The organism is [Clostridium] aminophilum DSM 10710 (assembly GCF_000711825.1).
Taxonomy (GTDB): Bacteria; Bacillota; Clostridia; order Lachnospirales; family Lachnospiraceae; genus Clostridium_R; species Clostridium_R aminophilum.
Genome location: NZ_JONJ01000001.1, coordinates 126,844 through 153,260 on the forward strand (window position 1 = coordinate 126,844; position 26,417 = coordinate 153,260).

The window sequence follows — 26,417 nt, forward strand, 5'->3', positions numbered from 1 at the left end:
CATTCCGCCGCCTTCGATTGACGGCACAAACCGTGATGAAAGTTTCGACCTACCTCCACCCTGCTTTCACCTCATGATTTACGGAAATACGACGCTGAACAGCATCCGGAACACCAGGACAATGAACGCCATCACGATGGCGGTCCAGAGGATGTTCTTTCCATAATCTTTTCTTGTCAGATAGCACATGGCACCGTACAGAAACAGCGGTGTCGCAATGTAAAAGCTGATGCCCTGAAGCAACAGGACGCAGTACACGAGGATCATCCCAATGACCGCCATGACATTCATGGGAAGCGCATAGCCAATCGCGGCTTTTATCTTCTCCGCAATGCGCTTTTTGCCCGACAGCGGCGTGGACTGCTTTACATTTTCGATCACGGTGAGCAGCGCCATCAGGCTCCAGAGGCCGCTGACAAACACCGGAACCGCCGCTGCGGACGCAATCTTCGGTTCCTTCATTCTTCCCCACAGCTCCATCGCCATCGCGAACGCAATGAGCCCGGCAACCAGCAGCACAATCGCGAAAACCTTCTCTCCTGCCTCCAGCGGATGTTCCCTGACAAGGATCATCTCATCCGTACTGACCTCTTCCGCCGGTTCCAATGTCACATTTTCTTCCTTCATTCCGGCACTCCTTCCTACTGCAAAATTTATGGCTGAGATCCCGTCAGCCAGACGTTTTTCCCTTTCCGGTTCCTGTTTTTGGGTATAAAAGTGGCAGGGGCATATCGCCCCTGCCGGGGGGCCTACGATCAGAACCCGTCCTTGCATGTATGATTTACTTAATCGCACCGCTCTTCTTCAGCGCAGACACGGTGTTCTCTCTCCAGGAAGCGATATAATTCTTCGCCTCTTCACCGGTATAGCCGAGGAAATTGATGTTGAAGTTCTTCAGAACCTCCTGATAGCTCTGTTCCGGTCCTGCTTCAGAGAATGCCTTTGCCAGAGTCTCCGTGATCGCCGGATCGGTGCCTTCCTTTACAAATACGCCGTAGAACGGTCCCCACGGAAGGTATTTCTCAAAGTCCGGATATTCCTTTGTGATCAGCGGAACGTCCTTCATGATCTCTACCGGCTTCTCGGAAAGGAGACATAAGTAGTTCAGTTCGCCGGCTTTCCAGTCTTCGACGCCGGACTGAACCTTGCACACGGTGAAGTCGCACTCGCCGCTGATGACCGCTGTTTTCGCGGATGCATCGCTGTCATACGGAACCTGATTGAATGTTGCGCCGGTAATGTCGGTGATAAAGGATCCGACCTCCCACGGAAGTCCGCCGGTACCGGTTGTGGAAAGTTTAATGGTATCCGGAGCCGCCTTTGCCGCTTCGACAATCTCGGTAAAGCTCTTGTACGGAGATTCTTTTCCGACCACAATACCCACAACCTCGTCTCCGATCAGGTAGACACAGTCAAAGTTTTCGTAAGTCAGTTCACTGATGTCAAGGGCATCGTACAGTGCCGGATTTTCGGCGCCCATCAAAAGGTTATAGCCATCCGCAGCGGCATCATAGACATACTGTGTAGCGACCGAGCCGGTAGCGCCGGTCATATTCTGAATGACAATGGATTTGCCGAGTTTCTGTTCTGCCAGAGCGGAAAGCGGACGCATCAGGGAATCCGTACCGCCGCCGGCGCCCCACTGGACAATACCGTTTACGTTCTGCGTCGGATAATTTGCGGAATCTCCGGTATTGCCGGATGTGGATGCAGCTGCGGCTGCCGCCGTTGACGCTGCCGCTGTGGATTCCTGTGATGCGGTCTTCGCGGGCGAACTGCCGCAGGCCGCCATGGAAAGAGTCATCGCAATTGCAAGTGCTGCTGATAAAGCTTTTTTCATCTTACTTCCTCCTGTTTCGTTCGTTTGTAAAACCCTTACTGCCTACCTGATCCTTTCCTCATAGAATTCATTTCAATGCTCTGCGGCGGTACTGAGATAACCACCGCAGATTTTAGAGGATTACGACATTCCCCCCTGTCGTAACTTCATAATAACTTGCAATTCCTCAAAATAAAACCGAATATCTTGTTTCCCGAAGGTGGACTATTTTGATTACAGCGGTATCCGTATCTCCACTCGCATCCCGCCCCCGTCCGGCTCTTCCAGACTCATTGTTGCGCCGCCGGGGAAGAAAAGCTGCAGTCGGAGCAGAATATTCACAAGCCCGATGTGGTTTCCCCGGATTTCCGTCTTCTCCGGCTTTAACTCTGCCAGTTCCCGGTTCAGCTCTTCCATCTTTTCCGGTCCGCACCCGAGACCGTTGTCTTCCATGACGATCCGGAGCACATGATCTTCCACCTCTCCCGTCATTTTCAGACAGGAGCCGGCCTGTCGGCAGATCTGCCCGTGTTTGACCGCATTCTCGGCCAGAGGCTGAAGAATCATCTTCGGTACCACAATATGCTCCGCCTCAGGGCTCAAAAGGATGACCGGTTCCATGGTATTTCCAAAGCGTACGTTCTGAAGTGTCAGATAACTTTCCACATACCGGAATTCTTCCTTCAGCTCCGCGGTGGTCTTTTCCAGATCCATGCTGTAATGCATCCGGCTTCCGAGCAAAGTGATATATTGAAAAATTTCATCTTCTCCGTTCTGAAGCGCCAGCGACGCAATACTCTGAAGGGAATTGTACAGAAAATGCGGATTGATCTGCGCCTGAAGCATACGGGATTCCGCATCCCGCTGTGCTCTCGACAGGAGTTCCTGACGGCAGAACATTTCCTCGATCGTCTCGAGCATCCGGTCCGTCCCATCGATCAGCCTTCCCACTTCATCCCGATCGTGATAACGGACATGATCCCGAACGCGGTACGAGAGATCTTTGGTGCCCGACATATCTCTCATACAGAGATCCAGTTCCCGGATCGGGCGCGTCATCCGCCGGGAAATCATCATGATTGTCAGAATGCAGACAAGAAAGCCAAAGGAAATGAGGGCAATGTTCCACAGCATCAGCTGCCGCGCTCCGGCGTACAGCCTGTCATAGGGAATCAGCTTCACCAGATTGAGTTCCAGATTCCCGACACTGACTTTCCTGTAAAACGCGATGCCGTTCATTTTATCCTCTTTTACGACACCAAAGCCGTTTTTCCGGCAGGCATTCAGAATCCGTTCGGCCTGCTGATCCGAAAAATCCGAATTCTGCCGGATGACCGGCCCCATTCCGTAAGGATCGGTGAGAAAGCCGATCTCATCCTCGTCCGGAAAGGCGATCCGGCGTATTTCATCCACTTCTACGTCAAATGAGACCGCCCCGTATGCATTTCCCTCCGCCTGATCGTAGAGCCGACGCTGAAATGTATAGACCTCCGTGCCCTTTCCTTCCAGTGAAAATCCGTATGTGTTGGAGAGATGCGGCCCATAACAGTAAAGGCTCTCCCCGTATACAATTCCCGGAATGCCGATCGAATGGCGGCTGTGACCGGAAGCACTGCCGAACTCCCGCTGGATAAAACTCAGCCCGGAACGGTACAGCTGCAGATATATCTGATATTTTTCGATTCCCGCCCGCGAGTACATCATGGAGCGGAGAAACATGGTAATCCGATATCGTTCCACCGCGTCCAGCGTATTCTGCCGCATCAGCCGCCCGATCTCCGCATTGGCTCCGAATCCGTTCGCCTCACTGCTGATCTCCTGAAGCTGAAGTTCCAGCCGCTCCGCCTTGTTCCGGATTTCCATCAGCCCGTTTTCCACCGCCTGTTTTTCCAACCGTCTCCGGGTAATTATCTGAGTGGACGCCGTCACCGTGACAAGACACAGAAGCAGTGCGCAGAAAATGCTGACGGTAAGTTTTCCCTCAAAGCTGAAGTCCCTCCATTTTTTCACGCGCTGCCTCCCTTCGCAAACTCACGGTAGCCGGAGGGAGACATCCCTTTTACCTTTTTGAATACACGGCTGAAATATTTCGGATCCGGAATCCCAACCGCCGCGGCGACATCCGACGTGCGCATTCCGCTTTTCAGCAGCTCTTCTGCAGCGTCAGTCCGGATCTTCGTCAGATAATCGATGAGATTTGCTCCGATTTCCCTTTTGAACGTGCGGGAAAGATAGCTCTGGCTGATTCCCAGCCGTCTCGCCAGATCCTCAAGAGATATGTCCTCTGCATAATTTTCTTTCAGAATCGCCTGCGCTCTCCGGCAGAGTTCCGACGCGGATCCCGCCTCCGATCCCGCATGGAATTTTTCCCGGAGCGCCCGGAGGTCTGCGCACAGTACCCCGGTAAAATGCTCTTTGGAAAATCTTCCGTCCGGCAGGCAGAACGATGCCCGGAAATCCTGCGGAAGAAGCACCGTTTCCCCCAGTTCTTTCTGTTTTGCGAGAATCCATTTGCTCCGCTGACTGTTGTACATGGCGCGGAAATTCTCCAGCTGACGGATCGTCACAATCCCCGCCCGCTCCAGATGGCCGGAGAGCTCCGCCACCGTATTGCCGATGCGTTCTTCATTCCGCTCATCCAATACCGGGAACAGTACCTTTTCGATCCAGAGAACAGAGGTCGCCGGCGGAACCGGTGTCAGGCTGAACTCCGCGCTCTCCTCGGCGCAAAAGAGATTCGCGGACACGGCAAGGTCAAGCGCTTCCCGGTAGGCGTCTTCGATCCCGTCCGGCGCGGGAACCGTTCCGGAGATCCCCGCGTGAAGAACCAGCCCGAATTCTTTTTTTATCTCCGACAGCAGCTGAAGACAGGATGTCCGGACGTCCTCCTCTTCCCCGCCGGAAAGAAACAGCGCAATATCCGCGCTGTCCCCCCATACTGCTGCCGTTCCGGCGCGGTTTTTCCATAAAAACTCCTGCGCCGCAGCCTGAATCGGGAAAATGGCGATATTCTCCCCCGAAAGATGCCTTAAGCTCACCACTCCGATCCGGCAGTTCCGGTCCGTGCGTTCCCTCTCCCACGGGAGATAACTGCGGAACGAAGCAAAGAGCTCCGGTTTTCTCCCCGAGCTCATATAAACCGTAAAGAGATTCTGCGCCTGTAGCCGTTCCGCGTCTTCCTTCCGCCCCGCGGTCTCGCGGTACCTGCTCACCGCTTTCTCGACCGCCCGATTGACGCTTTCCCGCTCGATCGGTTTTAACAGATATTCCACGGAATCCAGCTGCATGGCTTTCTGCACGTAGGAAAAACGATCGTAGGCGGAGATAAAGATCACCTGGGCGACACTTCCCCCGTTTCGAAGCTTTTCCACCAGCTCCAGACCGCTCAATCCCGGAAGATTGATATCGGAAAGAATAATTTCCGGCCTTTCCGCTTCCAGAACCTCCATGGCCTGCTCCGCACAGACGCATTCAAAAACCGTATCGATCTGATATTTTTTCCAGTCGACCAGCAGTTTCACAACGGTGATGACCGGCGGCTCATCATCAATAATCAGTGCTTTCATACCTTCCCCCTCGCAAAGCTGAACTTCCTCCGCTTTTATCATACCATCCCCCAAAGTCCGGAAGAAGGAAATTCTTTTGCAGAGCCGCCGGGAAATTCACCGGTATTTCATCAACGTTGTCTTTTCCAAAAGAGGGCCGGGTGCCGGATTCCGTCTTTTTTACGCGATCCTCCAGCCGGCGCTGTCACTCTGAAGTTCTGCCATGCGCTTAAAGAAGCCGTCCGGTTTCTTCAGCAATTCTTCCGGATCTCCTTCCTCCGCGACCTTACCGTCCGCAAGAACCACGACCTTATCCGCCGCTTCCACCGTGCGCATGCGGTGCGCAATCACCAGAACCGTTTTTCCGTCCAGAAGGCGGGAAAGAGCCTCCTGAACCTTTGTCTCATTTTCCACATCGAGCGATGCTGTCGCCTCATCCAGCAGCACGATCGGCGCGTTCTTCAGAAGCGCACGGGCAATCGAAATCCGCTGCCGCTCGCCTCCGGAGAGCCGGGCCCCGTTTTCTCCGATGGCGGTCTGATACCCGTCCGGAAGCTTTTGCACAAATTCATCGCAATTTGCTGCTCTTGCCGCCGCCATCACCTCTTCATCCGTCGCGCCATGTCTGCCGAGACGGATATTCTCCATGACGGTGTCATCGAAAAGCACCACATCCTGGAACACCACGGAATAATCCCGAAGCAATACCTCCGGATCCACAGAATGGATATCCACGCCGCCGACCCGGATGGTCCCCTCCGGAATATCCCACAATCTCGCCGCAAGTCTCGCGCAGGTACTCTTGCCGGACCCGGACGGGCCGACCAGTGCCGTCACCTCGCCTTCTCTTGCCGTAAAGCTGACCGTCTTCAGCACCTTTTCGTCCTCATACGAAAACCCCACATGGTCAAACACAATGTCATGCCCCTTGGGTTCAAACGTCTCGGAGCCTTCCGCTGTTGCGGCATCGGAAATCTCCATCAGCCGGGCGGCCGCGACCTGAGACATCAGCATTTCCGCGATCAGCGCGAGCGCCTGGTCAAACGGTGCATAGATTCTCGTGATCAGCAGAAGGAACATGAATAACACCATAAAATTGATCTGACCGGCCGCAATCAGCTTCACACCCGTCAGAATCGTGGTCGCTACGCCAAGGCGCATGATGACACTGGCGGCATTGACAAAAATCCCGCACGACAGCTCGCCGGAAATCATCTTCTTCTCATGGTAATCGATTTTCCGGTTGAGCTCATCCAGGAATTTCTGTTCCTGATTTGTCGCCCGGATTTCCCGGATATTCTCGATGGTCTCCTGGATCCCGTCCGATACCTGAATGCCGGCTTCCTTGGTGATCTCGGAATTGCGCTGATTGATCTTCCGGCTTCCGAACAGAAGTAGGAACGCCACCGGGACTCCCCACAGGCACGCAATGGACAGCCTCCAGTCAAACGCAAACAGCATGACGCCGACGATCGCGGTCGAAATGTAAGACCCGTAGAGATATCCCAGACAATGGGACCACACATGCTCCAGTCGGTTCACATCGCCCATGATGGTCTCTGTCAGATCCGCCAGATCCCGTTTTCCGAAATATCCCAGCGGAAGCTTCCGCATCCGCTCTGCCAGAGAAATGCGAACGCTTTTCACCTCACCGTACACCAGCCCATAGGTTGCCCTGTACTGCTGCATATGGGTGAAAAATGACAGCAGAATAAACGCAGCGACCAGAAGCAGGAACACTGCCGCTCCGGGAAGCGGCGCACCGCCGGTCAGCGTCTCCATGTACATGGACATCATCCGGTACAAAATTCCCATACCGCCCATTACCGTCAGATTAACCACGACCGTCCAGAAGGTTGCCTGTCGGGTATTCTTTATCCCCTGATCCGTAAGCGCATATTTTCTCTGAAAATCTTTTCCGAACATTTACATCGCCTCCCCTGCCGAAATACGCCATTTCACAGCCCGGTTATAGTCCGCCCACATACGGGAGTACATTCCGTTCGCCCGCTGCAGTGTCTCATGGGTTCCCGATTCGAGCGCCCGGCCGTGATCCAGGACAATGATGTTGTCTGCTCCCACCACCGTGGACAGACGATGCGCGATCATGATAACCGTTCTTCCTCTGGTCAGCTCCGCAAACGCTTTCTGTATCAGGAATTCATTCTCCGGATCCGCAAACGCGGTGGCTTCATCCAGTACCACAATCGGCGCATCCTTGAGAATGGCCCTGGCCAGTGCAACCCTCTGCTGTTCTCCGCCGGACAGGTAGATTCCGTCTGTCCCGATGACTGTGTCCATTCCTTTTGGAAGTTTTTCAAGAATGTCATCGCACCGGGCCGCCGACAATGCTTTTCGCACTTCTTCTCTGGACGCATCCGGCCTTGCCGCGCGCACATTCTCAAAAATACTCGTCTTGAACAAGCGGTTGTTCTGGAATACAAAGGCGATCCGGTCCATCAGAACGCGCGGATCCATTTCCCTGACATCCACGCCGCCGACCAGAACCGAGCCGCCGGTCGCGTCCCAGAATCTCGGGATCAGGCTTGCGGCCGTGGTCTTACCTCCGCCGGACGGTCCCACAAGAGCGACCGTCTGCCCCGGCTCTGCCCGGAAAGAAACATGATCGATCGCCGGGATATCCGCCCCGTCATATACGAAGCTGACATCTCTGAATTCGATACTGTTGTCTTTCGGCTCCTGCGGATGATCCGTCACATTCAGAACCGGCGCATTCATGACCTGTGAGATTCTTCCGAGCGCCGTACTTGCCAGCATCATACCGCTGGCCGCAAACATGATTCTTGCCAGTGCCGTGGACACAATGGCAGAGAACACGGCATAGAATGCAAAATCCGTCACAAACCGCGCAAAATTCCCGGATTCCAGCGCTTTCGGTGCAATCAGCACCGCCACCGGGACCATGAAAATGAACGCGCCCTCCGTCGCAGTCAGATTGATCGACTGGGGAATCTGGCAAACGCCCATGGTGTAGGACTCCGCCTTCTGACTGTAATCTTCGATCGCCTCCCGAAATGCCCGGAAGGAATATACCGTCTGCTGAAACACCTTTACCACCGAGATGCCCCGGACATATTCCGTGCCCGCCTTGCTCATATAATCCTGCGCCGTCTGGTATTCCTGCATCATCTTTGCGTTCTTTCCGCCCATCATGGTGAACATGGCCAGAATCGAGCACACCGCCGCCAGAAGGCAGGCTGCCCCCATGCGCCAGTCAAACGCAACCATGATCACGATCATGCCGATAAACATGGTTACACTTCCCACAATATCCGCAAGGTTATGCGCCAGCAGAGTTTCGGTCTCGGAAGCCGCTCCATCCAGCCGGTTTCGCAGAAGTCCCGATGCGTTGGAATCAAAGAATCCCAACGGAGCTTTCATCAGATGCGCCATTCCCTGTTTGCGTATGTTCGACGCGGTCCGGAATGCCGCCAGATGCGTGCACATCAGTGCAGCAAAATACACGGCGATCCCGGCGATCGCAAAGCCGAATGCCCACCAGCCGTATTTGCCGACCTCCGACGCCTTTGCCCAATCAGGTGCCACCGCGATCAGATCCCTGGCCACGAGCCAGACACAGATATAAGGCAGCATACCGAGCACCATGGCGATCCCCGATAATGTTAGTCCCAGGAATGTCAGCGCCTTGTAATTTCCGGCATATCCCAGCAGTACGGAAAGATCACTTTTTTTCTTCTCCTCCATTCTTGATTACGCCCCCTTAGTATGAGAATTTCTGATTGTTAGTTATCCCTAACCAATAGTAACACCATTCGTTAGGGAATGCTAATTGTTTTTTATAAATTTTTATACCAAAAAAGGCAGTTCCCGTTTCCGGTCTGCTGCCTTTGCAATCATATTAAAATGTTCACCGTAAGGCGGTATCTTTCGCCCTGTAATCCTTTATCTATTCTGCGTCTGTTTTCCACTGATACCGGCGAAGATCCACCTTTCCGTCCACAACCGCAATGCCCTCGGCTTCCAGCAGTTTTTCCTGTGCTCCGGGACCGCCAAACGCAAATTCTCCCGCCAGCTCACCTTTCGCATTCACCACACGGTAGCAGGGAATATGCTCCGGATCCGGATTCCTGTGCAGCGCATTGCCGACCGCGCGGGCCATTTTCCTGTCCCCCGCAAGCGCTGCAACCTGCGAATACGTTGCGACATGCCCGTACGGAATCTTCTTTACCGCCTCAAAGATTCTTCTGGACGGAGAATCACTGATCAGGTCATAGCTCTCCGCAATCATGAGTTTCACATCCCGTTCCGGAATGCTGCCGTCAAGAAGAATCGTATTCCAGTGTTCCTTGTTCTGATGATATCCGGGAATCACCGATGAATAAACCTTGCGCCAGAAGAATGCTTTTTCCGGATCAACCTTTACATTCAAATTGATCAATCCGTTTCTCTCGTATATCCACAGAAACGCCTTGTCATTGCCATGATATCGCACCAACTGCCAGTTTTGATCCCGGAACGGCCGGTCCGTATAGGTCTCCGGAAACGCCAGTCCATATTTCAGTGCTTCTTCTCTTGTTGTCATTTGTCATCCACCTCTTGAAGAAATAAACCTCTCTTTGTCGCTTCTCCTATCGATATCATAGTATTTTTTCTTCCCTTGCGCTATAAATAAAAGTCTGCCAGCGGGCTTCGGCGAGCTCGCCGCGGAGCGATTTTTTTCATAGGGAATTTCGGAGAAATTTTCTATAAAAAAAATGGAGCCGCAAAAAGCGGCCCCTGAGTGTCGAAAACAGATTATGTACCATTTCGCCTGTAACAGCGATGAAATCAGGAATACGGCAATTGTACTTTAGATATAGCTTACCGTCTCAGACAGTTCTTTTCTGCTGTCGTGGTTATCCAGCGGTCCCGCTCCTTCAGCAGCATAGCCAAGGTCGAGAAGCATCAGAATCTCCTCATTCTCCGGAAGACCGAGGTCTTTTGCAAGCACTTCCGGATCAAAGAAATTGAGCCAGCAGCTGTTCACGCCTTCATCGGCTGCAGCCAGCATCAAATGTGTTGCCACAATGGACGCATCCTCAATACCGGAATCTCTTTTGCCGCCCGGATATGTGAATACATTATTCTTATCAAACGCCACCACAAGAACCGTCGACGCACCGTAGCGGCATGGGGTTGCTTTGTCAATTTTGGCAAGATTCTCTTCCGACTCCACCACATAGATGTGCTGCTCCTGAAGATTCTTTGCAGTCGGTGCCAGGCGACCTGCTTCAAGGATTGCAAGAAGTTTTTCTCTCTCCACCTTTTTGTCACTGTACTTTTTGCATGAATACCGGTTCTTTACTACTTCTTTGAATTCCATTCTGAAACTCCTTTCTCAAACGTTGCTTGTTCTTTGAATCCCACTCTATCGTTACAATTCGATCAGATTTCATCCGCGCTGTGCACAAGCTTTGCATCAACCGATGACGCCCCGGAAAGAGATGGAGCAAGTTTTTCCGCGGTCTTTCCGATTCCGCTTCCGCCGGACGTAGCAAACACATGGACGGTCTTTCCGGTCCAGTCATAGCCCTTTCCAAATGTATGAACGACTCTCGGAGCCTGTCCGTACCAGATCGGGAATCCGATATAAACCGTATCATACTTATCAAAGCCCGGAATGGTTCCCTTTACCGGAACATCCTTGCCGCCCATCTGTTCTCGGTTGCAGCGCGCAAGCGGATTGACCCACCGGATGTCTGCAGCGGTATATGGCTGCTCCGGAACGATCTCAAAAACATCCGCTCCGATTCTCTGCGCAAATTCCTTCGCCACTTTCGCTGTCGTGCCTTCCGCGCTGAAGTACGTCACGAGTGTTGACATGATCTTCCTCCTTTTCCTCAACTCATTTTCTTTCTATATTTTGTAACATTTAATTGCGTACAACCTATACTATACTTCATCTTAAAAAAAAATCAAGCCCCCGACATCCAAGTCAGAGGCCTGCCTCTTCTTTTCGCAAGGAATCATTCTGTTTTAGTGAGTAACCATATAGCGCACAGCCGCCGCACAGTTTTTTGCAGCCTGTTCTTTAAACTTTTCATAGTTCATCTCCTCGGATTCATCGGCCTTATCGGAGATGGCACGGAGAATGACGAACGGAGTCTTATTCAGATAACATACCTGCGCAATGGCGCCGCCTTCCATCTCGCAGCACAGGCCTCCGAAATCGGAGATGATCTTATCCCGCTGTTCTTTCGAGGAAATAAACTGGTCTCCGGTGCAGACTCTGCCTTCAAATACTTTCACCGCCGGAGCCGATATGCGGACCGCCTCTACGGCCGATTTATGCATGGCTTCGTCCGCTGGAAATGCAAACTGCCCCGTATAAGGGATTTCTCCCTTTTGGAAGCCGATTGCCTCCACCGTAAAGTCGTGCTGCACGGCATCGGTCGAAACGACGATATCGCCGATGTTAATCTGAGGATCAAGGGACCCTGCAACGCCCGTATTGATGATCTTCGTGCAGCCGAAGTTATTGATCAGCGTGTTTGCGCATACTCCGGCATTTACCTTTCCCATACCGCACTGCACGACAACCACATTCACTCCATCCAGTTTCCCCTCATAGAACTCCATCCCTGCCACAGAGGTTGTCTTCAGATCCGTGATTGCTTCTTTCATGGTAGCAACCTCTTCTTCCATGGCACCGATAATGCCGGTTCTTTCCGATACAGTTTTGCCGGAGCATCCTACAGGCATAAATACAAGAACCAACATGGACAGCATCAGACAAAAAGAAATGATTTTTCTGTTCATTGGCAACCTCCTTTGACCTCGTTTTCTATGGTTACATCCCCACTTTCCAAAGTATCTCTTAAAATTATTATGCCATCAAACTGACAATTATTCCACTCATTGCCGTGCGCATCCCGTGTAAAAAAAAGCGGCCTGCAATCACCGCAATGATTGCAAACCGCCCATTCACACATATTCTTTGTCATGCATCATAGTCATCGAGGAAATGATGCTTCTTTCCATCCGATGTCTTGTAACAAATAACGGTGCCAAGATGGACATTTTCCACACTTTTGAAAATGTTCGCTTCGATAAAGGGACTTCTCTCCTTTAATTCCGCAATGATACTCTTGATTTCCGCTCTTTTGCTGCCCTTTTCTGTTCCTCCGCAGCTGGCACAGCTTTCCGTAAGTCTGCATGCGCAGTTGATAAAGGTGAGATTATTGTAGTCTCTCCATTTTTTGATCTCTTCTTCCCGGATCAAATATAACGGCCTGATCAGTTCCATTCCCTCAAAATTGGTACTGTGGAGCTTGGGCATCATCGTCTGGATCTGGCCTCCGTATAACATTCCCATCATGATCGTTTCGATTACATCGTCATAATGATGTCCAAGCGCAATCTTATTGCAGCCAAGTTCCCTGGCCTTGCTGTACAGATATCCTCGCCTCATCCTGGCACACAGATAACAGGGGGATCCTTTCACCGAATCCACAACATCAAATATGTCGGAATCAAATACCGTGATCGGAATTTTCATGAGCTTTGCATTGCTGAGAATGGTCTCATAGTTCATCCGGTTATAGCCCGGATTCATGACCATATACACAACTTCAAAGTTCGTTTTTCCATGCCTGGAAAGTTCCTGGAACAGCTTTGCCATGAGCATCGAATCTTTTCCGCCTGAAATGCACACCGCGATTTTATCGCCGTCTTTTATGAGCCCGTAGGTGGATATCGCCTTGGTGAACTGACTCCAGATTCCCTTCCGGAATTTTTTAATAATGCTTCTCTCTATGTTCTGACATTTCGACTCAACCGTTTCATCATCCGGGAACTGACTGTTCATAAGATACAGATAACAGCTGTATATTCCTCCCTGAATGCTGTAAATCTCATATCCTTTTGGAGCCAGTTCTTCGCATATATCCATAGAGTGCTTTCCCGAATAGCAGATCAGATAAATGGGAACATCTTTTTTCAGCTCATCGATATGAGAATCGAACTCCTCGAAAGGAACGTTGACCGCCCCCGGGAACGAACCCTGCAGGAACTCTGATTCACTTCGTATGTCTATGATCTGTTTGTCTCTGCGATCAGAGACCATTTCCTCAATCTGTCTGGTGTATCGCATCGTCTACCAACTCCATATATCAGTTCCGTTTTCCAACATTTTCGCAACTCAGTCTCCATGGTTCAGGAAAAATCATGAACAACGTCTGCAAGATCGTTAATAATTTCTCCTGCAATGATCAGCCCCACAACGGACGGAACAAAAGCTGTGGAGCCGGGAATATCTCTTCTCTCGGTGCATTTCCGGGCCGTTCCCGGAGGACATATACAGTGCTGTCTGCAGCTAATGGACATATCTTCAAAGGGACGTATCGGTTTTTCCTTTGAATAGACTACTTTTAATGAATCGATCCCTCTTTTTCTGCATTCATGACGCATGACTTTCGCAAGCGGACATACCGAAGTCTCATAGATATCTGCCACTTCAAATCTTTTGGGATCCGTCTTATTGCCCGCACCCATGGAAGAAATAACCGGCACATTATGGTTTTTTGCATTTTCAATAATGGTCAGTTTCCCGGTCACCGTATCAATCGCGTCAACAACGTAGTCATAATCCCTGAAGTCAAACTGGTCCTGCGTCTCCGGAAGATAAAACGTCTTATATGTCCGTACCTGGCACTTCGGCGAGATATCATGTATCCTTTCTTCTGCAACATCCACTTTGTATTTACCGATGGTTTTTCTTGTTGCGAGAATCTGCCGGTTTATATTTGTAAGACATACTTTATCATCATCAATAAGATCCAATGCTCCGATGCCGGACCGGGCAAGCGCCTCAACCACATAGCCGCCTACTCCGCCAATTCCAAACACTGCCACCCTGCACTGCGCAAGTTCATCCATGGCTTCTTTTCCATACAAGAGCTGTGTTCTTGAAAACTCATTTAACATTTTTTCTGCCCCTCATACCTACAAGTTCAATAGGTTTTATAATATAAGCAGTCTTATTCAATGTCAATCAGAAAAATGAGCTGTAGGGACGGGGTCAATGGTTCAATACTCTTCGTCGCCTCCGCAAAGGTGGCATTTTGCGCTGCGGCATAATCACTCTGCAGTATATTCACTCTGCGGTATACTCACTCTGCGGTATACTCCCACTCCCGGAACCCGGCCGCTTTTGCAGACTGATATACCGGAAGCACGATTTCCGACAGTCTGGCGCCGAATTCTTCTCGGGACAGGTTCGGTGTATACAATCTTCCTTCTACAAGCGGAGAATTCAAATGTTTCCTCTTAATCTGTTCAAATTCTTTGCGAATCCTCTCAGACTGCCACATCAGCTGATATGACAGATACTCCAATCCGGCGAGTTTTTTAAAATACACCTCCCAACGCGGCAGATGATTGCTCTTTGCGGAATTGATGCTCTTTGTGGTCGGATGAAGATTCCATATCTCATCATTTGCCACATACGACCACGGCACAAAATGATCGATGGAAATGTCCCTGTCCGTGAGTTCTCCATTTCCGTATATTTCCACCACAGGCTTAACCGTCATGATCAGCTTCCAGTACTTCTGTATATCCTCCAGCTTCCGTTCCTGCGGCGGATAAAGCTTATTGATCACGCCCGGAACATTCGGGTTTCTTCTCTGAAGATACTCCACAAGGCTATATTTCAGCCATCCTTTAATGATGACCTGATTTCTGACGATGTACTCACTCCATCTCTCATCGAAATGAATCTTTGTATTCAGCCCGTCCAGCGAATCAAATTTATAGATCAGGCTGTAATAGGCGTTGATCCGATCGATCAGCTGCCTCTTTCCCACATTCCAGTCATCCGCCTTGAAATCCAGAAATGGAGCCTGAAGACGATACGGTACATTCGCCGTCAGTATCTTTTTATATCGCAGCACCTCCGGATCCTTGCAGTTCCGGATATACTGAAGCAGTGCCGCTTTGTCCTCTGCAGCCCGGAAGCCGGAAATTTCCACCAGCCGGTTGACCGCATATTCCAGATTATCTCTCGGGCCGAGATTCAAATGATACTCTGCTACCATATACCAGGCATCGGTGATCATCTCATCAATAATCTCCCCAAAGCTGGCCGACGTCTGTCCCGCAAGGATTTTCTCTACAATCACCTGAAACCAGAACATCTTATAGCACTCACTGGTGTTATCAAAGAGATGCCCGAAATATTCAATCCGTAAACCGTCTGATTCCGGTAAGATAAAATCCATACACTATCTCCGTTTCGTCCTCAGAATCATGTTCAGCCACTTTTCATTTTCCCTGCCGGGACGGACATCGGCCGTGATCCACAGCTGCTCCATCTCCAGCTGCCCGATATCGGAAACAAACGCCCGAAAGGAATCCTCCGTAAAATCCGTAAAAAATCTTCCGTTTCTCATTCCGGAAAAATCACCGTATTTGAATGAGGTGTAAATGATGCCGCCCTTATGGAGCGCGCGCTCCATGTGAACCAGGACATTTTTAAGCTCCTGTTTTGGCAAATGTAGTATGGAGGAACACGCCCATATCCCATCATACGCATCCCTCTCGTCAAAATCATTGAAATCCATCTGTATCACGGGAATTCCGGCTTTTTCCCCGGCGATCGAACACAGCTCCGCGGAGCCATCCATCGCGGTAACCCGATATCCCTTTTTCAGAAAACAGCAGGTATCCCGCCCGCTGCCACAGCCAAAATCAAGGATGGAAGCACCGTCTTTCAGTTCTGAAAGAAACCGTTCCTGCATCCCGGAAAAATCCACATCCGCAGTGCTTTCGGCAAAACTCCTTGCATTTTTCTCATAGTAGTCAATTGTCTCGCTCATATTGCTTTCATTCTTTCCTTATCTGAACAGCTTCTCATAAGCGGCCAGTTCCGCATCTCGAAAGCAGCACAGCGTTACGTTCATTTCAACATCCCGATGTGTGTCCAGCCATGTTCGGATTGCCCGAAGCGACACCTGCGCCGCTTCATCGATCGGATATCCGTACACCCCCGTAGAAATGCCCGGAAATGCAATGCTAACGCAGCCATTTTCCAGAGCCAGATCAAGACTTCTGATATAACAGGACGCAAGCAGCTCCGCGTCTTCTTTACTGCCGCGGTAAACCGGACCAACCGTATGGATGATATACTTCGCATTCCGGATGTTGTAAGCTTTTGTAATCTTCGCATCCCCGGTCCCGCATCCATGTAATGTCCTGCACTCTGCCAGCAGTTCCGGTCCGGCAGCCCGATGAATTGCGCCATCCACACCGCCTCCGCCCAGCAGGCTGTTGTTGGCCGCGTTCACAATGGCATCCACCTTCATTTCAACAACACTTCCGCGTATCAAAGAAATCCGACTCACTGTCATCCCTCCCTAATGTGATATACACTATTATACCATTTACATGATGACCGGTGTCCGATTCTGCCGGCTTTTTCGCTTCATCCGCGATGCCAATCTATGCAAACACGCCATCATTTACAGGTGCCGCCGTTGTCTTCTTTTCCGCCTTTGCCGCCTTTGCCGCCTTTTGCCGCCTTTGCCGCCTTTGTCGCCTTTGCCGCCTTTGCCGCCTTTGCCGCCTTTGCCGTGGGACTCTTTTTCTACATCGTAAGGATGTTCCGAAAACAACTGTCTGGTTTCACAATTTAATCTTTCGCCCGGATTATCAGAATATAATATAATTACACCGTTTATTTAAGGTAATTTATACATACCTCTTCAAAGCATTGGATTATTCTTCTTTTTCATCCAATTTGCATTGACAATAGCAGGGAGGATAATGTTTAAATGATAAGTAGGATGTCGTTTGAACGCCAAGGCTTCGAACAATGGTGAAGAATGGGGAGGGTTGATATGAGAAAATACTTAAAATGCATCGCGGTAACCATCCCGCTGGCGCTGGCTCTCGGAGGATGTGCAAACGCGCTGCCTTCCACGGAAACAAAAAGCGCTTCGGCCGGATCAACAGAAACATCAGAATCATTGGAAGCATCCAATGCGGCAGGATCAACCGGAACATCGGACTCATCCGGGACCTGCAAGATAACGGAAAAGAATGTGAAATTCTATCCCGGAGATCTGAGTAACGAAAAAGAACTGACGCTGTATTTCGTGAATGACGGTTCCATCCCTTATATTTCCATGGATGATATCTTCGGAATGATGAAAAAAGGAAAATATGAGGCATCCACAGATGACAGCGGAGATCACACGATCATTACCATTTCAGGAACCAAATATACTGCGGATTTTGATTTCGCGAATGATACGATCTACTTTTTCGATTATGATGCATTTTTCAAAGATGAGAACGGGCCGCTGGTCGACATCGGCACACTGGACGTGTTATCCCTCTCGGAAAAAATGGAAACTCTTACAAATGACCGTTACGGCAGGGAGCAGACATTCGATCTGAAGAAGTATGACATTGATCTTGTTCGGAATGGCGACAACTATTACATCCCGCTGCAGACTTTCAGCGACGTCATTCTTTCCTACAGTAACCTTTTTACGGTATACAACGGAGAAGCCGTATTTCTGACAAATGATCTGTACGGAGATATGGAAGCGGAGTACTATAAGGCAGCGCCGCAAGGAACGTTACCGGAGGATTTGGCGTTATTTTCCTATAATGAACTGTGTTTTGCCCTGGATCATCTGTATGGACTGAAAGAGGTCCATAATATTACGAGCTTTGACACGTTCTTCCGGGAAATCGGGGTGGAAAAGAAGTTGAAGGGCACGGATGTCCTAAAGAAGGATAAGGCCATGTTTGAGTTCATCACCTGCTATCTGGATGACCTTCACAGCTCATTCAATAACAATTCTTACCTGGTCGCAAAGTCGGACTTAAAAGAGAAGATCGCCGGAATTTACGGACCATCCAAGGAAAACTATAAAAATGACAGAGCCGCGTTTTCCGAGGCGAGAAAAAACGCATTCGGAGAGGAAATTCCGCCGTATCAGGAAGTTGGAAACACCGCGTATATTACGTTTGACGAGTTTACGGATCCGAGCAGAGAAATCGATTATACGACTCAGCCCAAAGAGGATGAGCTGTCGGATACCATTCGGCTTATGCAGTATGCCTGCGAAAAGATCCTGCGGCCGGGAAGCCCTGTCAAAAACGTGGTGCTGGATCTTTCACTCAACGGTGGCGGTGCCTGCGCATCGGCATCTTACGTAATAGGGACGTATCTCGGAACCGGGGAAATGAACACCATCAATACCCTGACCGGGGCGACCACAACCTTAAAGTATCGCATCGATACGAACCGGGACGGCGTATTTGATGAAAATGACACCCTTGCCGGAAAAGGTCTTAACCTTTATTGTATCACGTCCCCCGTCAGCTTCTCCTGCGGTAATTTCGTTCCGAGTGCTTTTGTGTATTCACCGCATATTACACTTCTGGGGAGAACTTCAGGAGGCGGCTCGTGCACGGTTCAGCCGTTATCCACCGCGTATGGATGTGCTGTCCAGATTTCGGGAAGCAAGCGGATGAGCGTGTTCAAGAACGGATCATTCTATGATATTGACCGTGGAGCGACACCGGATTATCCCATCAGCAAAATCGCGGATTTCTATGACCGGAAAAAACTGACGGATTATATCAACGGACTGGTGTAAACAGGGGGTAATGTTCCTGATCTCATGAGCTGTCACGCTTCGCTATGGTTCCGGTAGACAGACCAAGCTGAGTTGACAGCTCAGTCTTTCTGATCCCCTTTTCTTTCAGTGGCTTTTCCAGACCCTCATATGAGATCATTGACCCACCTCCTGAAATCTTTACTTCTTTTATCAAAAGCGATATTAAAAATAAAGATTTCAGGCCTTCAGACTCAAAAAAGTAAAGATTCCCGTTCCGCCGGCTTAAGATCATTTTCCCACATCTGCATCCGGTTTCCAAACACATCTCTCCAGTAACGCATTACCTTTACCGTTTCATACTGACCATAATCCGCTGCGGTATCCATTTTCCCTCTTACAAAAGCGGTATTTTTTCCATACAAAAAAGATCCTATTACAAATCGTTCCGGCGCTTCATCCTCGAATGCCATTTCATATCGGACGCCCTCCGATACCGAACCGAGGAACGATATCTCTTTTCCTTCCAGATCCCCGTCACCGCTTATATAATGTGTGATCCTGTCATATGGAAAATGATACCGGTAATAGCCTTTCACCCGTCCACGCGCTGCTCCTTCTTCAAACCGGATGGCGAGCATATGCATTCTTTGATCGATCAGAACCGGCGTCAGGATCGTAACACAGCCGTCAAAGACGTCCCCGCCTTCTGTCCCATATATAGGAATCAGAAATTCCGAATTGCCGTCCTGGGCAGAGAACCATCGGAACCCCCGATCCATTTTATCCGCTTCCTGTCGGAATACCTCCGGACAATCTGCCTCCCGGGGGAATGCCTCCGGACGATCCGGCTCCCGTCGGACCGTGTTCTGACCATCCGTCTCCTGTCCGTCCGCTCCCCGCCTGACATCCTTCAGATAACCAAGTCCTCTGTTTCGCGAATACCGGCCCTCCTCACCTTCGTAAATGTATCGGACTACCACATTCTTCTCAAAGATGCCTTCCCGGTCCTTTCGTATCTCCTCTGCCAGTTCCAATCGTTTTCTCTCTGACAGCAGACCGGCCTGGCCGCACAGAAATAATTCCCGGCTTATTCTGTCACAAAGTTCTGCGGTATCATTTTCCCGGTTTTCTTTAAGTCTGCCCGCTTCCCGCATGGCATTATGCAGCGCGGCAAGTTTCCAGTATCCGTCTTTAAGATAATCGTATTCGGGGCAGAAATCCTCCGCTTCCTCCCGGTCTTTGGGCGGTTCCAGTCCTGACGCGTAACCGTGAAAAGGCCAGGTCCGGAATCCATCTTTATGACTCACTCTGTGGCTGAAAAGATATTTCTCAAAGTTTGAGTTATCCGTAGTCGAGTCGGAATCCGGAAAAAACAGCGATATTCCGGATATATCCTTCGGGAAGAGTTCTGCGGAAGCATAGCGTTTCCGGGTCAGATTCCGGATGCTCTCTTCCAGTTTCTCATATTTTCGGACGATGGATGAATCGTCACGAAAATACGCCGTATTCACAAGATTCTTCGCCCAAAGTCCGAGATCAATGCTGTATTCATCGATCCGCTGCGATTGATTCCTGATACCGGATAAGAGCCGGTAAACTTCCATCGGTTTTTCCTGAAATCTTCCGGCAAGCGCTCCGGAAAAATCCTGAAAAGCTTCCTTAAATCCATCGATTTTGTCGTCCCTGAGATCGAGGACGGTCAAAATACACTCCTCACGTTTATAGATGTTCCGATAAATCTCCTCCAGTAACTCAGGAAAGATTCTATGGTCAAAAACATCGTCTGTAATCTCTGAATCGTATTCCTGACACGCCTTAAGAAGTGTTCCGATCATTTCTGCTCTCATCCATCCGATGCCCTGTTCATCCCCCTCGGACGCCACCATGTTCCGGGCACCTTCCGCCCAGGCGGTTACCGCTTCTATGTGCGACATCCTGCAGCTGTTATAACCGACAAACGCAAGTTTTTTCCCGCCGAGCAATCCTCGGATCACCGGCATCATCCTGCAGAGATCCGCGGAAATGATCATGTCATCATCATTTCTCTCATCCTCCCCGAATCCCCATAAAGGGCCGCCGCCGTGTCCGCATATGATCAGTGCATACTGCTCGGCCGGATAAGACGTTACCGCTTCCGTGATCAAATCCCTAAGTTCAATCACATTACCCTCTTCGTCTTTTTCCGTCATCAGAACAAGCCCTTCTTTTTGGGGAGATGACTGCAAGGGAACAATCGCATTCTCTTCTATTTTCCACCTCTCATTTTTATCCCAGGAAATCCGATCCAGAACTTTGAGCCTTGCGAGGTTCTCGGCCGATGCAATGCTGCCGTTTGCCGCTTTTTCCGCCAGCCGGTCCATCAGGTTTTGTTTCCGTTCCCTGTATCGCTCTCGCGCTTCATCTTCTACACCGCCTGTCACGGTGCACCGCGGATCAAGACAGCTTCCTCCTGTCTCTGCAAGAATCGCCACCTTGTCTGTCTTATAACCGGATATTCCCCGCATTACCTGCAGTAAAGTCCTCGTATAGACAAGCCCCCGCCTCTCGAGATTTCCTCCAACTATATATAACATCAGCGTAAGTTTATTCATGTCGTCCTTTACAAAAAGGTCCCCCTGCATACCGCAAAGAGACCTTTTTCCTAAAATCAGCTGTCCGCTCTGTTCTTATCCCGGATTCCGGATTTTCCGCCGGAGATGGCTTCAAGTTCCTCGTCACTTACCTCTTCGCTCTGAGATTCCGGAGTTTCTTTTACTTCTTCGGTTGCCTCTTCCGTTACTTTCTTCTCTTCTTTATTCATGTTTTGTCCTCCAGGCTCAAGCAGACAAGCTTGCTTGTCTATTTGAGCCGTCAATCAAAGTTTGAAAGTTTACTTTCAAACTTTATCTCCTTTCTCACAATTGATCCTGTCTGTCAACGGTCTGTTCGGTTCTTATCACGGATCCCGGATAATGTATTAAATCCACCGGAAGCAGCTTCAAGCTCTTCATCATTTACATCCTCGTCCTGGGATATGGTGTTTTCTTTTACATCTTCCGTTACCTCTGCTGTTTCCTTTACTTCCTTGTTTTCTTCTTTGCCCATGTTTACCTCCTTTCACTGCTATAATTGCTGCCGTTTTATAAGATTTGCAAAAAAACCGCCTTTCTTCAGCAGTTCTTGATAATTGCCTTCCTCAATGATCCTGCCTTTATCAAGAACCAGTATCCTGTCGCAGTTCTGTATGGTCGAAAGCCTGTGCGCTATGACGATCCGGGTACAGTTAAGTTGATCCAGCGAATCCTGCACCACTTTCTGCGTGATGTTGTCAAGAGCACTTGTGGCCTCATCAAAAATCAGAATATTCGGCTTTGCCGCCAATGCCCTGGCGATCATGATTCTCTGTCTCTGCCCTCCGGATATACCGCCGCCTCCCTGCGGAATAAGAGTCTTCATCTTCATCGGCATATTCCTGATATCCTCGGCTATTCCGGCTTTTTCTGCCGCCTCCCAGGCTTCCTCCATGCTGAGACCCGGAGCGGAAATGGCTATATTCCGGTAGATACTGTCATAAAACAGATTCCCGCTCTGCATTACCACGCCGATGCTGCGCCTGAGTGACCGCGGATCGATTCGTTCGACATCGATATCATCGTAGCTCACACTGCCCGAGACCGCTTTTTCGAATCCCATAAAGATTCGAACGAGTGTAGACTTGCCGCAGCCGCTTTTCCCGACGATCGCTACATACTCCCCCGGATGAACGGTGAAACTTACGCCATCCAGTATGAGCGGCAGATCCCTTCCGTACCGGAACGTCAGATCCTTCACTTCGATCTTTCCGCTCAAATGATCCACGATCAGCTTTTCCTTCGATACCTCCGGACACTCTTTCAGAATCTCATCTGACATTTTCAGAACAGGTTTTAGCTTTATGACATCCTTACTCTTGTTCGAAAACGCGGTGATACTTCCCGTGAGCATTCCAAACGCGGCGACAAAAGCGACAAACTGGGAGATCGATATGTTATCCGTAAACCCTTTATAAAAGGCGGCAAGCATCCCCATCATTGAGATGAACGCAATCATTTCCGTCTGAAATCTCACCGGAAAAACCGCGGGGTAGGCAACCTTCGCCTTCTTACTGTACAGTCCGGCCCATTTCGCCATGATTCTGGATTCGCTGCCGCTCAGTTTTATCCTTTGAATACCCTCATATACGGATATCGCCAGTCCCTGAATCTTTCTGTCCTGCTGCAGCTCAATGTTCAGCAGTCCATATGCCTGGAAGGTACCGATCGCCATGCAGACAAACTGAAGCAGAACAGTGATGACCGCAGGAACAAGCAGTTCGGGTACGATCACTGCTATCTGTATGATAAAAAGCATGGCCAGGCTTATATCAATTATCGGCACAATCACCGAATCGATCAGTATTTGCGGGATCTCCCGCAGGTTGTCGAATACCCGGTATAATTCTCCCGTTGATTTCGAGGCAAAAAAGGATGTCGGAAAGTTTATCATTCTCCCCATCACTCCATGAGTCAGATAGACCTCCATCCTCACCTTTACTCTGTCTGCATATCCCTGTTTTATCACCGCGATGATATAGGCTACCATTGCCGAACTGATCAAAAGAAAGGAAAAGGATCCGACAAGTGTCATCGCTCCTGTCGGTATCACATATTCAAAGACCATTTTTGTGGCAAACGGGATCAGGAGCGAGACTCCCACAATCCCGATCCCGCTGAGAACAAGCATGGCCAGATCCGCCGCCGCCATGTTCTTAAAAAGCAACCCGGTAAGCTCATTTGCGGATAAGGAGGAAAGCGGCAGCGGTTTATAAAAACAGATTGCCTCTTTTTCAAATTCTCCTGCATTATGACGGTCTAATTTTATTTTTTTATTCGATCGAAAGTCCGTATAATAATATCCGCCAAGCCGTCCCGGAATAAGCGCCAGAAGCTCATCGCTGTCCTTTTTGGATACCAGCAGCGGTCCGTCTCCGTTTTTCCACCAGTGATGTGTCAAAAGGATATGTCTGCGCATGATAGCAAAAGGCCGCGTGATATAATCCAGCATATCCTCCAGATCATTGTATTCCGGAACGTCCTGATCGGCCCTTACTCCCAGATAAAAACAGATTCTCTCTAATTCTTTTCTGACCTGCTCATCAGAGTTGATGCTGTAACGTATGCTTTCTCTGCCGGTCACAGCCTCATAAACATCCTGAAGCGCATTGTCCAGATCGATCTGATCACGATTTCTTCTTGCTAAAAACTGTTCACCAAAAATAGACATTTCTCACCTATTCCGTCCTGACGAGCCGACTGTAATATCCCTCTTTTGCCAACAGCTCCTCATGAGTCCCTGTTTCAACGATTTCTCCGTCATCAAGGACAATGATTCTGTCGCAGTCCCGGATGGTAGACAATCGGTGTGCGATAATGATGCAGGTGATTCCTCTCTGGGATATCGACCTGGCAACCTCAAATTCCGTCCTGGCATCCAGCGCGCTGGTCGCCTCATCCAGAATCAGGATGGACGGTTCCGCGGAAAGTGCCCTCGCAATCTCAAGTCTCTGCTTCTGTCCGCCGGATAGATTTCTTCCGTTTTCCAGAAGCATGGAATTATATCCGCCTTTTCTGCTTATGATATCCTCATGGATTCCCGCATCTCTGGCAGCAAGGATCATGTCGAAATCCTCAATGGTCTCATCCCACATCTTTATGTTATTGCCAATCGAATCCTCGAACATCACCTGATCCTGATCCACCATGGCCACCGATGCCAGAAAGATCTCTCTTGGTATTTCATCTATGGTTTTTCCGTCAAAGGTGATCTTCCCGTTCCATGGCCGGTACAATCCGGTCAGGAGCTTTGCCAGCGTGGATTTTCCGGAACCCGAACCGCCAACGATTGCGATCCTGCTGCCTTTTTCAATGTCCAGTGAAAAATCCTCAATCAGCGGCTCGCTGAGTTTTGAATATCCAAAGGTCACGTTCTCTATTTTTATGCTTCCAATCAGTTTTTCCGCCTTCTCCAGTTCCTTCCCGGATATTTTTTCAGGAGTTTTCTCTGCAGGATAGTTTATGACATCGTCTATCCGCTCCATATCAGAGCTCATCTCCTGGATATCTTCCTGCGACTCAAGAAGCTTTTCGACCGGTCTGAAAAAACCGTTTAACAGACCATACACTGCGACAAAGCTGCCTTCCGTTATTCTGCCGGTCATAATGAGTGCGGCCCCGGCGGAGATGCACACCGCCAGCGCGGCTCTTTCCACGAGTTCCGGCAATGGCGACAAAATCCGGTTCACCTCGGTAAACCGGGATCTGCTCGTGAGATAGGATGCATAATTTCCGGACCATTGTTCAAAAAAGCCGTTTTCCGCTCCACTGGCTTTGATGGTCTCGATCATGGAAATGCCCATGACGGTTACCCCTTCCACCTTGCCTTCATCTCTTTTGGTGACACGCAGAGCATCGGTTCTCTTCGCATTGGTAAGCCATGCTGCGCAAAAATCAGCACAGACGGCCAGTATTCCTACTGCTGTCAGAATCACACTGTATCGAAGCATGATTCCTGCATAAACCGCAAGAAACACAATCTGTATGACCAGCGGTGCGAAGGTCCCGGTCAGTATTCTGGCAACAACATCATTCTCGGTCTGTCTCTCTGTCAGATCTCCGGACATTCGCTGCGCAAAAAAATCCAGCGGATGTCCCAGAATGGTCCGGATAAACCTGATATTGGAAGTAATCGCCAGCTTTCCCATGGTTCTGCAGCTGACAATTACATTGATCCCGCCCATCAGAAGATGATATATTCCGGTAATTCCAAAAGCGAAGAGAAGCCCTGTCAGCGCTTCCCTGTCATTGAGTTCCAAAACCCTGCTCGCATAAATGTCCGAAAACACGGGCACCACCACTTCGCAAACAGCTACGATAAGCGCCGTCAGCGTAATCAGTCCGAAACCGGTCTTATGCTCTCTGACTCTGCCTGCAAGAAATCTCAGCGCACTCTTTTTTGCCCCCTGGGGAACATAGTCTTTGGCCGGTTCCATATAGATATACAATCCGGAATACGAGTTTACAAATTCTTCATAGGGAATTCTTACCTTCCCATAGGCAGGGTCATTCAAAAACGCCGTTCCGTTTTTGAAGCCGTTTAAAACCACAAAATGCTGTTCTTCCCACCAGACGATGCATGGAAAACGGCCTGCCTCGACGACCCTTTCGGGAGTATATTTTTTTACCGTGGTCTCAAATCCGTAATTACGCGCCGCCTTGACGATATTCAGCGCTTTACTGCCGTCTCTTGATACACCGCAGTCGCTCCTTACCTTCTCCAGCGGAATCCAGGATTTATAATATGCAAGTATCATCGCCAGGCAGGCTGCGCCGCATTCCAGCGCCTCCATCTGGAGAATGACCGGCGTGCTCACGACTTTTTTTCTTTTCATCGCACTTCCTCTGC

The 26,417-nt window shown here is 49.8% G+C and carries 22 protein-coding genes; 2 read left to right on the forward strand and 20 right to left on the reverse strand.

The window, feature by feature from the left end; all coding sequences use genetic code 11:
• Window positions 1-78 precede the first annotated feature (78 nt).
• The 15 genes from BR86_RS0100600 to BR86_RS0100675 all read right to left on the reverse strand — a co-directional run bounded on the left by BR86_RS0100600 (window position 79) and on the right by BR86_RS0100675 (window position 16,733).
• The gene (locus tag BR86_RS0100600; RefSeq protein ID WP_031471083.1) at window positions 79-627 is read right to left on the reverse strand and encodes a tripartite tricarboxylate transporter TctB family protein; all 549 of its coding nucleotides are present in this window, start codon (window positions 625-627) and stop codon (window positions 79-81) included.
• 154 nt (window positions 628-781) lie between these two features.
• On the reverse strand, window positions 782-1,840 hold the full coding sequence (locus BR86_RS0100605; RefSeq protein ID WP_051684485.1) for a Bug family tripartite tricarboxylate transporter substrate binding protein: 1,059 nt from the start codon (window positions 1,838-1,840) through the stop codon (window positions 782-784).
• Between the two features lie 213 nt (window positions 1,841-2,053).
• On the reverse strand, window positions 2,054-3,829 hold the full coding sequence (locus tag BR86_RS0100610; protein ID WP_031471085.1) for a sensor histidine kinase: 1,776 nt from the start codon (window positions 3,827-3,829) through the stop codon (window positions 2,054-2,056).
• A complete protein-coding gene (locus BR86_RS0100615; RefSeq protein WP_161767249.1) occupies window positions 3,826-5,385 on the reverse strand; it encodes a response regulator in 1,560 nt (519 codons plus the stop codon). Before BR86_RS0100615 ends, BR86_RS0100610 begins: the two co-directional genes overlap by 4 nt.
• Window positions 5,386-5,544: 159 nt before the next feature.
• Window positions 5,545-7,290, reverse strand: a complete 1,746-nt coding sequence (locus BR86_RS0100625) for an ABC transporter ATP-binding protein (RefSeq protein ID WP_031471087.1) — start codon at window positions 7,288-7,290, stop codon at window positions 5,545-5,547.
• Window positions 7,291-9,090, reverse strand: a complete 1,800-nt coding sequence (locus BR86_RS0100630; RefSeq protein ID WP_031471088.1) for an ABC transporter ATP-binding protein — start codon at window positions 9,088-9,090, stop codon at window positions 7,291-7,293.
• 202 nt (window positions 9,091-9,292) lie between these two features.
• Window positions 9,293-9,928, reverse strand: coding sequence for a methylated-DNA--[protein]-cysteine S-methyltransferase (locus tag BR86_RS0100635; protein WP_031471089.1), 636 nt, complete (start codon window positions 9,926-9,928; stop codon window positions 9,293-9,295).
• Window positions 9,929-10,195: 267 nt separating this feature from the next.
• Entirely contained in the window at window positions 10,196-10,708 is a 513-nt protein-coding gene (locus tag BR86_RS0100640; RefSeq protein WP_031471090.1) for a nitroreductase family protein, read from the reverse strand.
• A 62-nt stretch (window positions 10,709-10,770) separates the two neighbouring features.
• On the reverse strand, window positions 10,771-11,208 hold the full coding sequence (locus BR86_RS0100645) for a flavodoxin (protein ID WP_031471091.1): 438 nt from the start codon (window positions 11,206-11,208) through the stop codon (window positions 10,771-10,773).
• Window positions 11,209-11,361: 153 nt separating this feature from the next.
• Window positions 11,362-12,144 carry a 5'-methylthioadenosine/adenosylhomocysteine nucleosidase gene (locus tag BR86_RS0100650; protein ID WP_081843940.1) on the reverse strand — a complete coding sequence of 261 codons (783 nt, stop codon included), beginning with the start codon at window positions 12,142-12,144 and terminating at the stop codon, window positions 11,362-11,364.
• Window positions 12,145-12,325: 181 nt separating this feature from the next.
• Window positions 12,326-13,477, reverse strand: coding sequence for a PP-loop family protein (locus BR86_RS0100655; protein ID WP_031471093.1), 1,152 nt, complete (start codon window positions 13,475-13,477; stop codon window positions 12,326-12,328).
• A gap of 62 nt (window positions 13,478-13,539) precedes the next feature.
• Window positions 13,540-14,310: a tRNA threonylcarbamoyladenosine dehydratase gene (locus BR86_RS0100660; protein ID WP_031471094.1), complete on the reverse strand. Its 771-nt coding sequence runs from the start codon at window positions 14,308-14,310 to the stop codon at window positions 13,540-13,542.
• Between the two features lie 185 nt (window positions 14,311-14,495).
• Window positions 14,496-15,605, reverse strand: a complete 1,110-nt coding sequence (locus BR86_RS0100665) for an HNH endonuclease domain-containing protein (protein WP_031471095.1) — start codon at window positions 15,603-15,605, stop codon at window positions 14,496-14,498.
• A 3-nt stretch (window positions 15,606-15,608) separates the two neighbouring features.
• Complete coding sequence (locus BR86_RS0100670) at window positions 15,609-16,202, reverse strand: class I SAM-dependent methyltransferase (protein ID WP_031471096.1); 594 nt, start codon at window positions 16,200-16,202, stop codon at window positions 15,609-15,611.
• Window positions 16,203-16,220: 18 nt separating this feature from the next.
• A complete protein-coding gene (locus BR86_RS0100675; protein WP_031471097.1) occupies window positions 16,221-16,733 on the reverse strand; it encodes an O-acetyl-ADP-ribose deacetylase in 513 nt (170 codons plus the stop codon).
• Window positions 16,734-16,826: 93 nt separating this feature from the next.
• Here BR86_RS0100675 and BR86_RS15865 point away from each other — a divergent pair, with 93 nt between their 5' ends.
• Both BR86_RS15865 and BR86_RS0100680 read left to right on the forward strand, forming a co-directional pair.
• Window positions 16,827-17,018, forward strand: a complete 192-nt coding sequence (locus BR86_RS15865; protein ID WP_154661352.1) for a hypothetical protein — start codon at window positions 16,827-16,829, stop codon at window positions 17,016-17,018.
• A 204-nt stretch (window positions 17,019-17,222) separates the two neighbouring features.
• Window positions 17,223-18,998 carry a S41 family peptidase gene (locus tag BR86_RS0100680; RefSeq protein ID WP_031471098.1) on the forward strand — a complete coding sequence of 592 codons (1,776 nt, stop codon included), beginning with the start codon at window positions 17,223-17,225 and terminating at the stop codon, window positions 18,996-18,998.
• 212 nt (window positions 18,999-19,210) lie between these two features.
• Here the strand turns inward: BR86_RS0100680 and BR86_RS0100690 are convergent, their stop codons facing one another.
• The 5 genes from BR86_RS0100690 to BR86_RS0100710 all read right to left on the reverse strand — a co-directional run bounded on the left by BR86_RS0100690 (window position 19,211) and on the right by BR86_RS0100710 (window position 26,403).
• On the reverse strand, window positions 19,211-21,430 hold the full coding sequence (locus tag BR86_RS0100690; RefSeq protein ID WP_161767251.1) for a clostripain-related cysteine peptidase: 2,220 nt from the start codon (window positions 21,428-21,430) through the stop codon (window positions 19,211-19,213).
• A 176-nt stretch (window positions 21,431-21,606) separates the two neighbouring features.
• Window positions 21,607-21,759, reverse strand: coding sequence for a hypothetical protein (locus tag BR86_RS15875; RefSeq protein WP_154661353.1), 153 nt, complete (start codon window positions 21,757-21,759; stop codon window positions 21,607-21,609).
• A gap of 113 nt (window positions 21,760-21,872) precedes the next feature.
• Entirely contained in the window at window positions 21,873-22,043 is a 171-nt protein-coding gene (locus BR86_RS15880; protein ID WP_154661354.1) for a hypothetical protein, read from the reverse strand.
• Between the two features lie 18 nt (window positions 22,044-22,061).
• Window positions 22,062-24,239, reverse strand: a complete 2,178-nt coding sequence (locus tag BR86_RS0100705) for an ATP-binding cassette domain-containing protein (RefSeq protein WP_051684486.1) — start codon at window positions 24,237-24,239, stop codon at window positions 22,062-22,064.
• Between the two features lie 7 nt (window positions 24,240-24,246).
• On the reverse strand, window positions 24,247-26,403 hold the full coding sequence (locus tag BR86_RS0100710) for a cysteine peptidase family C39 domain-containing protein (protein WP_031471101.1): 2,157 nt from the start codon (window positions 26,401-26,403) through the stop codon (window positions 24,247-24,249).
• Window positions 26,404-26,417: the final 14 nt, after the last annotated feature.

Coding starts and splice junctions, on each gene's coding strand:
- BR86_RS15865 (WP_154661352.1), top strand. CDS start 16,827: ATGCAAACACGCCATCATTTACAGGTGCCGCCGTTGTCTTCTTTTCCG.
- BR86_RS0100615 (WP_161767249.1), bottom strand. CDS start 5,385: ATGAAAGCACTGATTATTGATGATGAGCCGCCGGTCATCACCGTTGTG.
- BR86_RS0100665 (WP_031471095.1), bottom strand. CDS start 15,605: ATGGATTTTATCTTACCGGAATCAGACGGTTTACGGATTGAATATTTC.
- BR86_RS0100635 (WP_031471089.1), bottom strand. CDS start 9,928: ATGACAACAAGAGAAGAAGCACTGAAATATGGACTGGCGTTTCCGGAG.
- BR86_RS15880 (WP_154661354.1), bottom strand. CDS start 22,043: ATGGGCAAAGAAGAAAACAAGGAAGTAAAGGAAACAGCAGAGGTAACG.
- BR86_RS0100655 (WP_031471093.1), bottom strand. CDS start 13,477: ATGCGATACACCAGACAGATTGAGGAAATGGTCTCTGATCGCAGAGAC.
- BR86_RS0100660 (WP_031471094.1), bottom strand. CDS start 14,310: ATGTTAAATGAGTTTTCAAGAACACAGCTCTTGTATGGAAAAGAAGCC.
- BR86_RS0100645 (WP_031471091.1), bottom strand. CDS start 11,208: ATGTCAACACTCGTGACGTACTTCAGCGCGGAAGGCACGACAGCGAAA.
- BR86_RS0100675 (WP_031471097.1), bottom strand. CDS start 16,733: ATGACAGTGAGTCGGATTTCTTTGATACGCGGAAGTGTTGTTGAAATG.
- BR86_RS0100600 (WP_031471083.1), bottom strand. CDS start 627: ATGAAGGAAGAAAATGTGACATTGGAACCGGCGGAAGAGGTCAGTACG.
- BR86_RS0100650 (WP_081843940.1), bottom strand. CDS start 12,144: ATGAACAGAAAAATCATTTCTTTTTGTCTGATGCTGTCCATGTTGGTT.
- BR86_RS0100625 (WP_031471087.1), bottom strand. CDS start 7,290: ATGTTCGGAAAAGATTTTCAGAGAAAATATGCGCTTACGGATCAGGGG.
- BR86_RS0100710 (WP_031471101.1), bottom strand. CDS start 26,403: ATGAAAAGAAAAAAAGTCGTGAGCACGCCGGTCATTCTCCAGATGGAG.
- BR86_RS0100670 (WP_031471096.1), bottom strand. CDS start 16,202: ATGAGCGAGACAATTGACTACTATGAGAAAAATGCAAGGAGTTTTGCC.
- BR86_RS0100630 (WP_031471088.1), bottom strand. CDS start 9,090: ATGGAGGAGAAGAAAAAAAGTGATCTTTCCGTACTGCTGGGATATGCC.
- BR86_RS15875 (WP_154661353.1), bottom strand. CDS start 21,759: ATGAATAAAGAAGAGAAGAAAGTAACGGAAGAGGCAACCGAAGAAGTA.
- BR86_RS0100705 (WP_051684486.1), bottom strand. CDS start 24,239: ATGTCTATTTTTGGTGAACAGTTTTTAGCAAGAAGAAATCGTGATCAG.
- BR86_RS0100680 (WP_031471098.1), top strand. CDS start 17,223: ATGAGAAAATACTTAAAATGCATCGCGGTAACCATCCCGCTGGCGCTG.
- BR86_RS0100605 (WP_051684485.1), bottom strand. CDS start 1,840: ATGAAAAAAGCTTTATCAGCAGCACTTGCAATTGCGATGACTCTTTCC.
- BR86_RS0100640 (WP_031471090.1), bottom strand. CDS start 10,708: ATGGAATTCAAAGAAGTAGTAAAGAACCGGTATTCATGCAAAAAGTAC.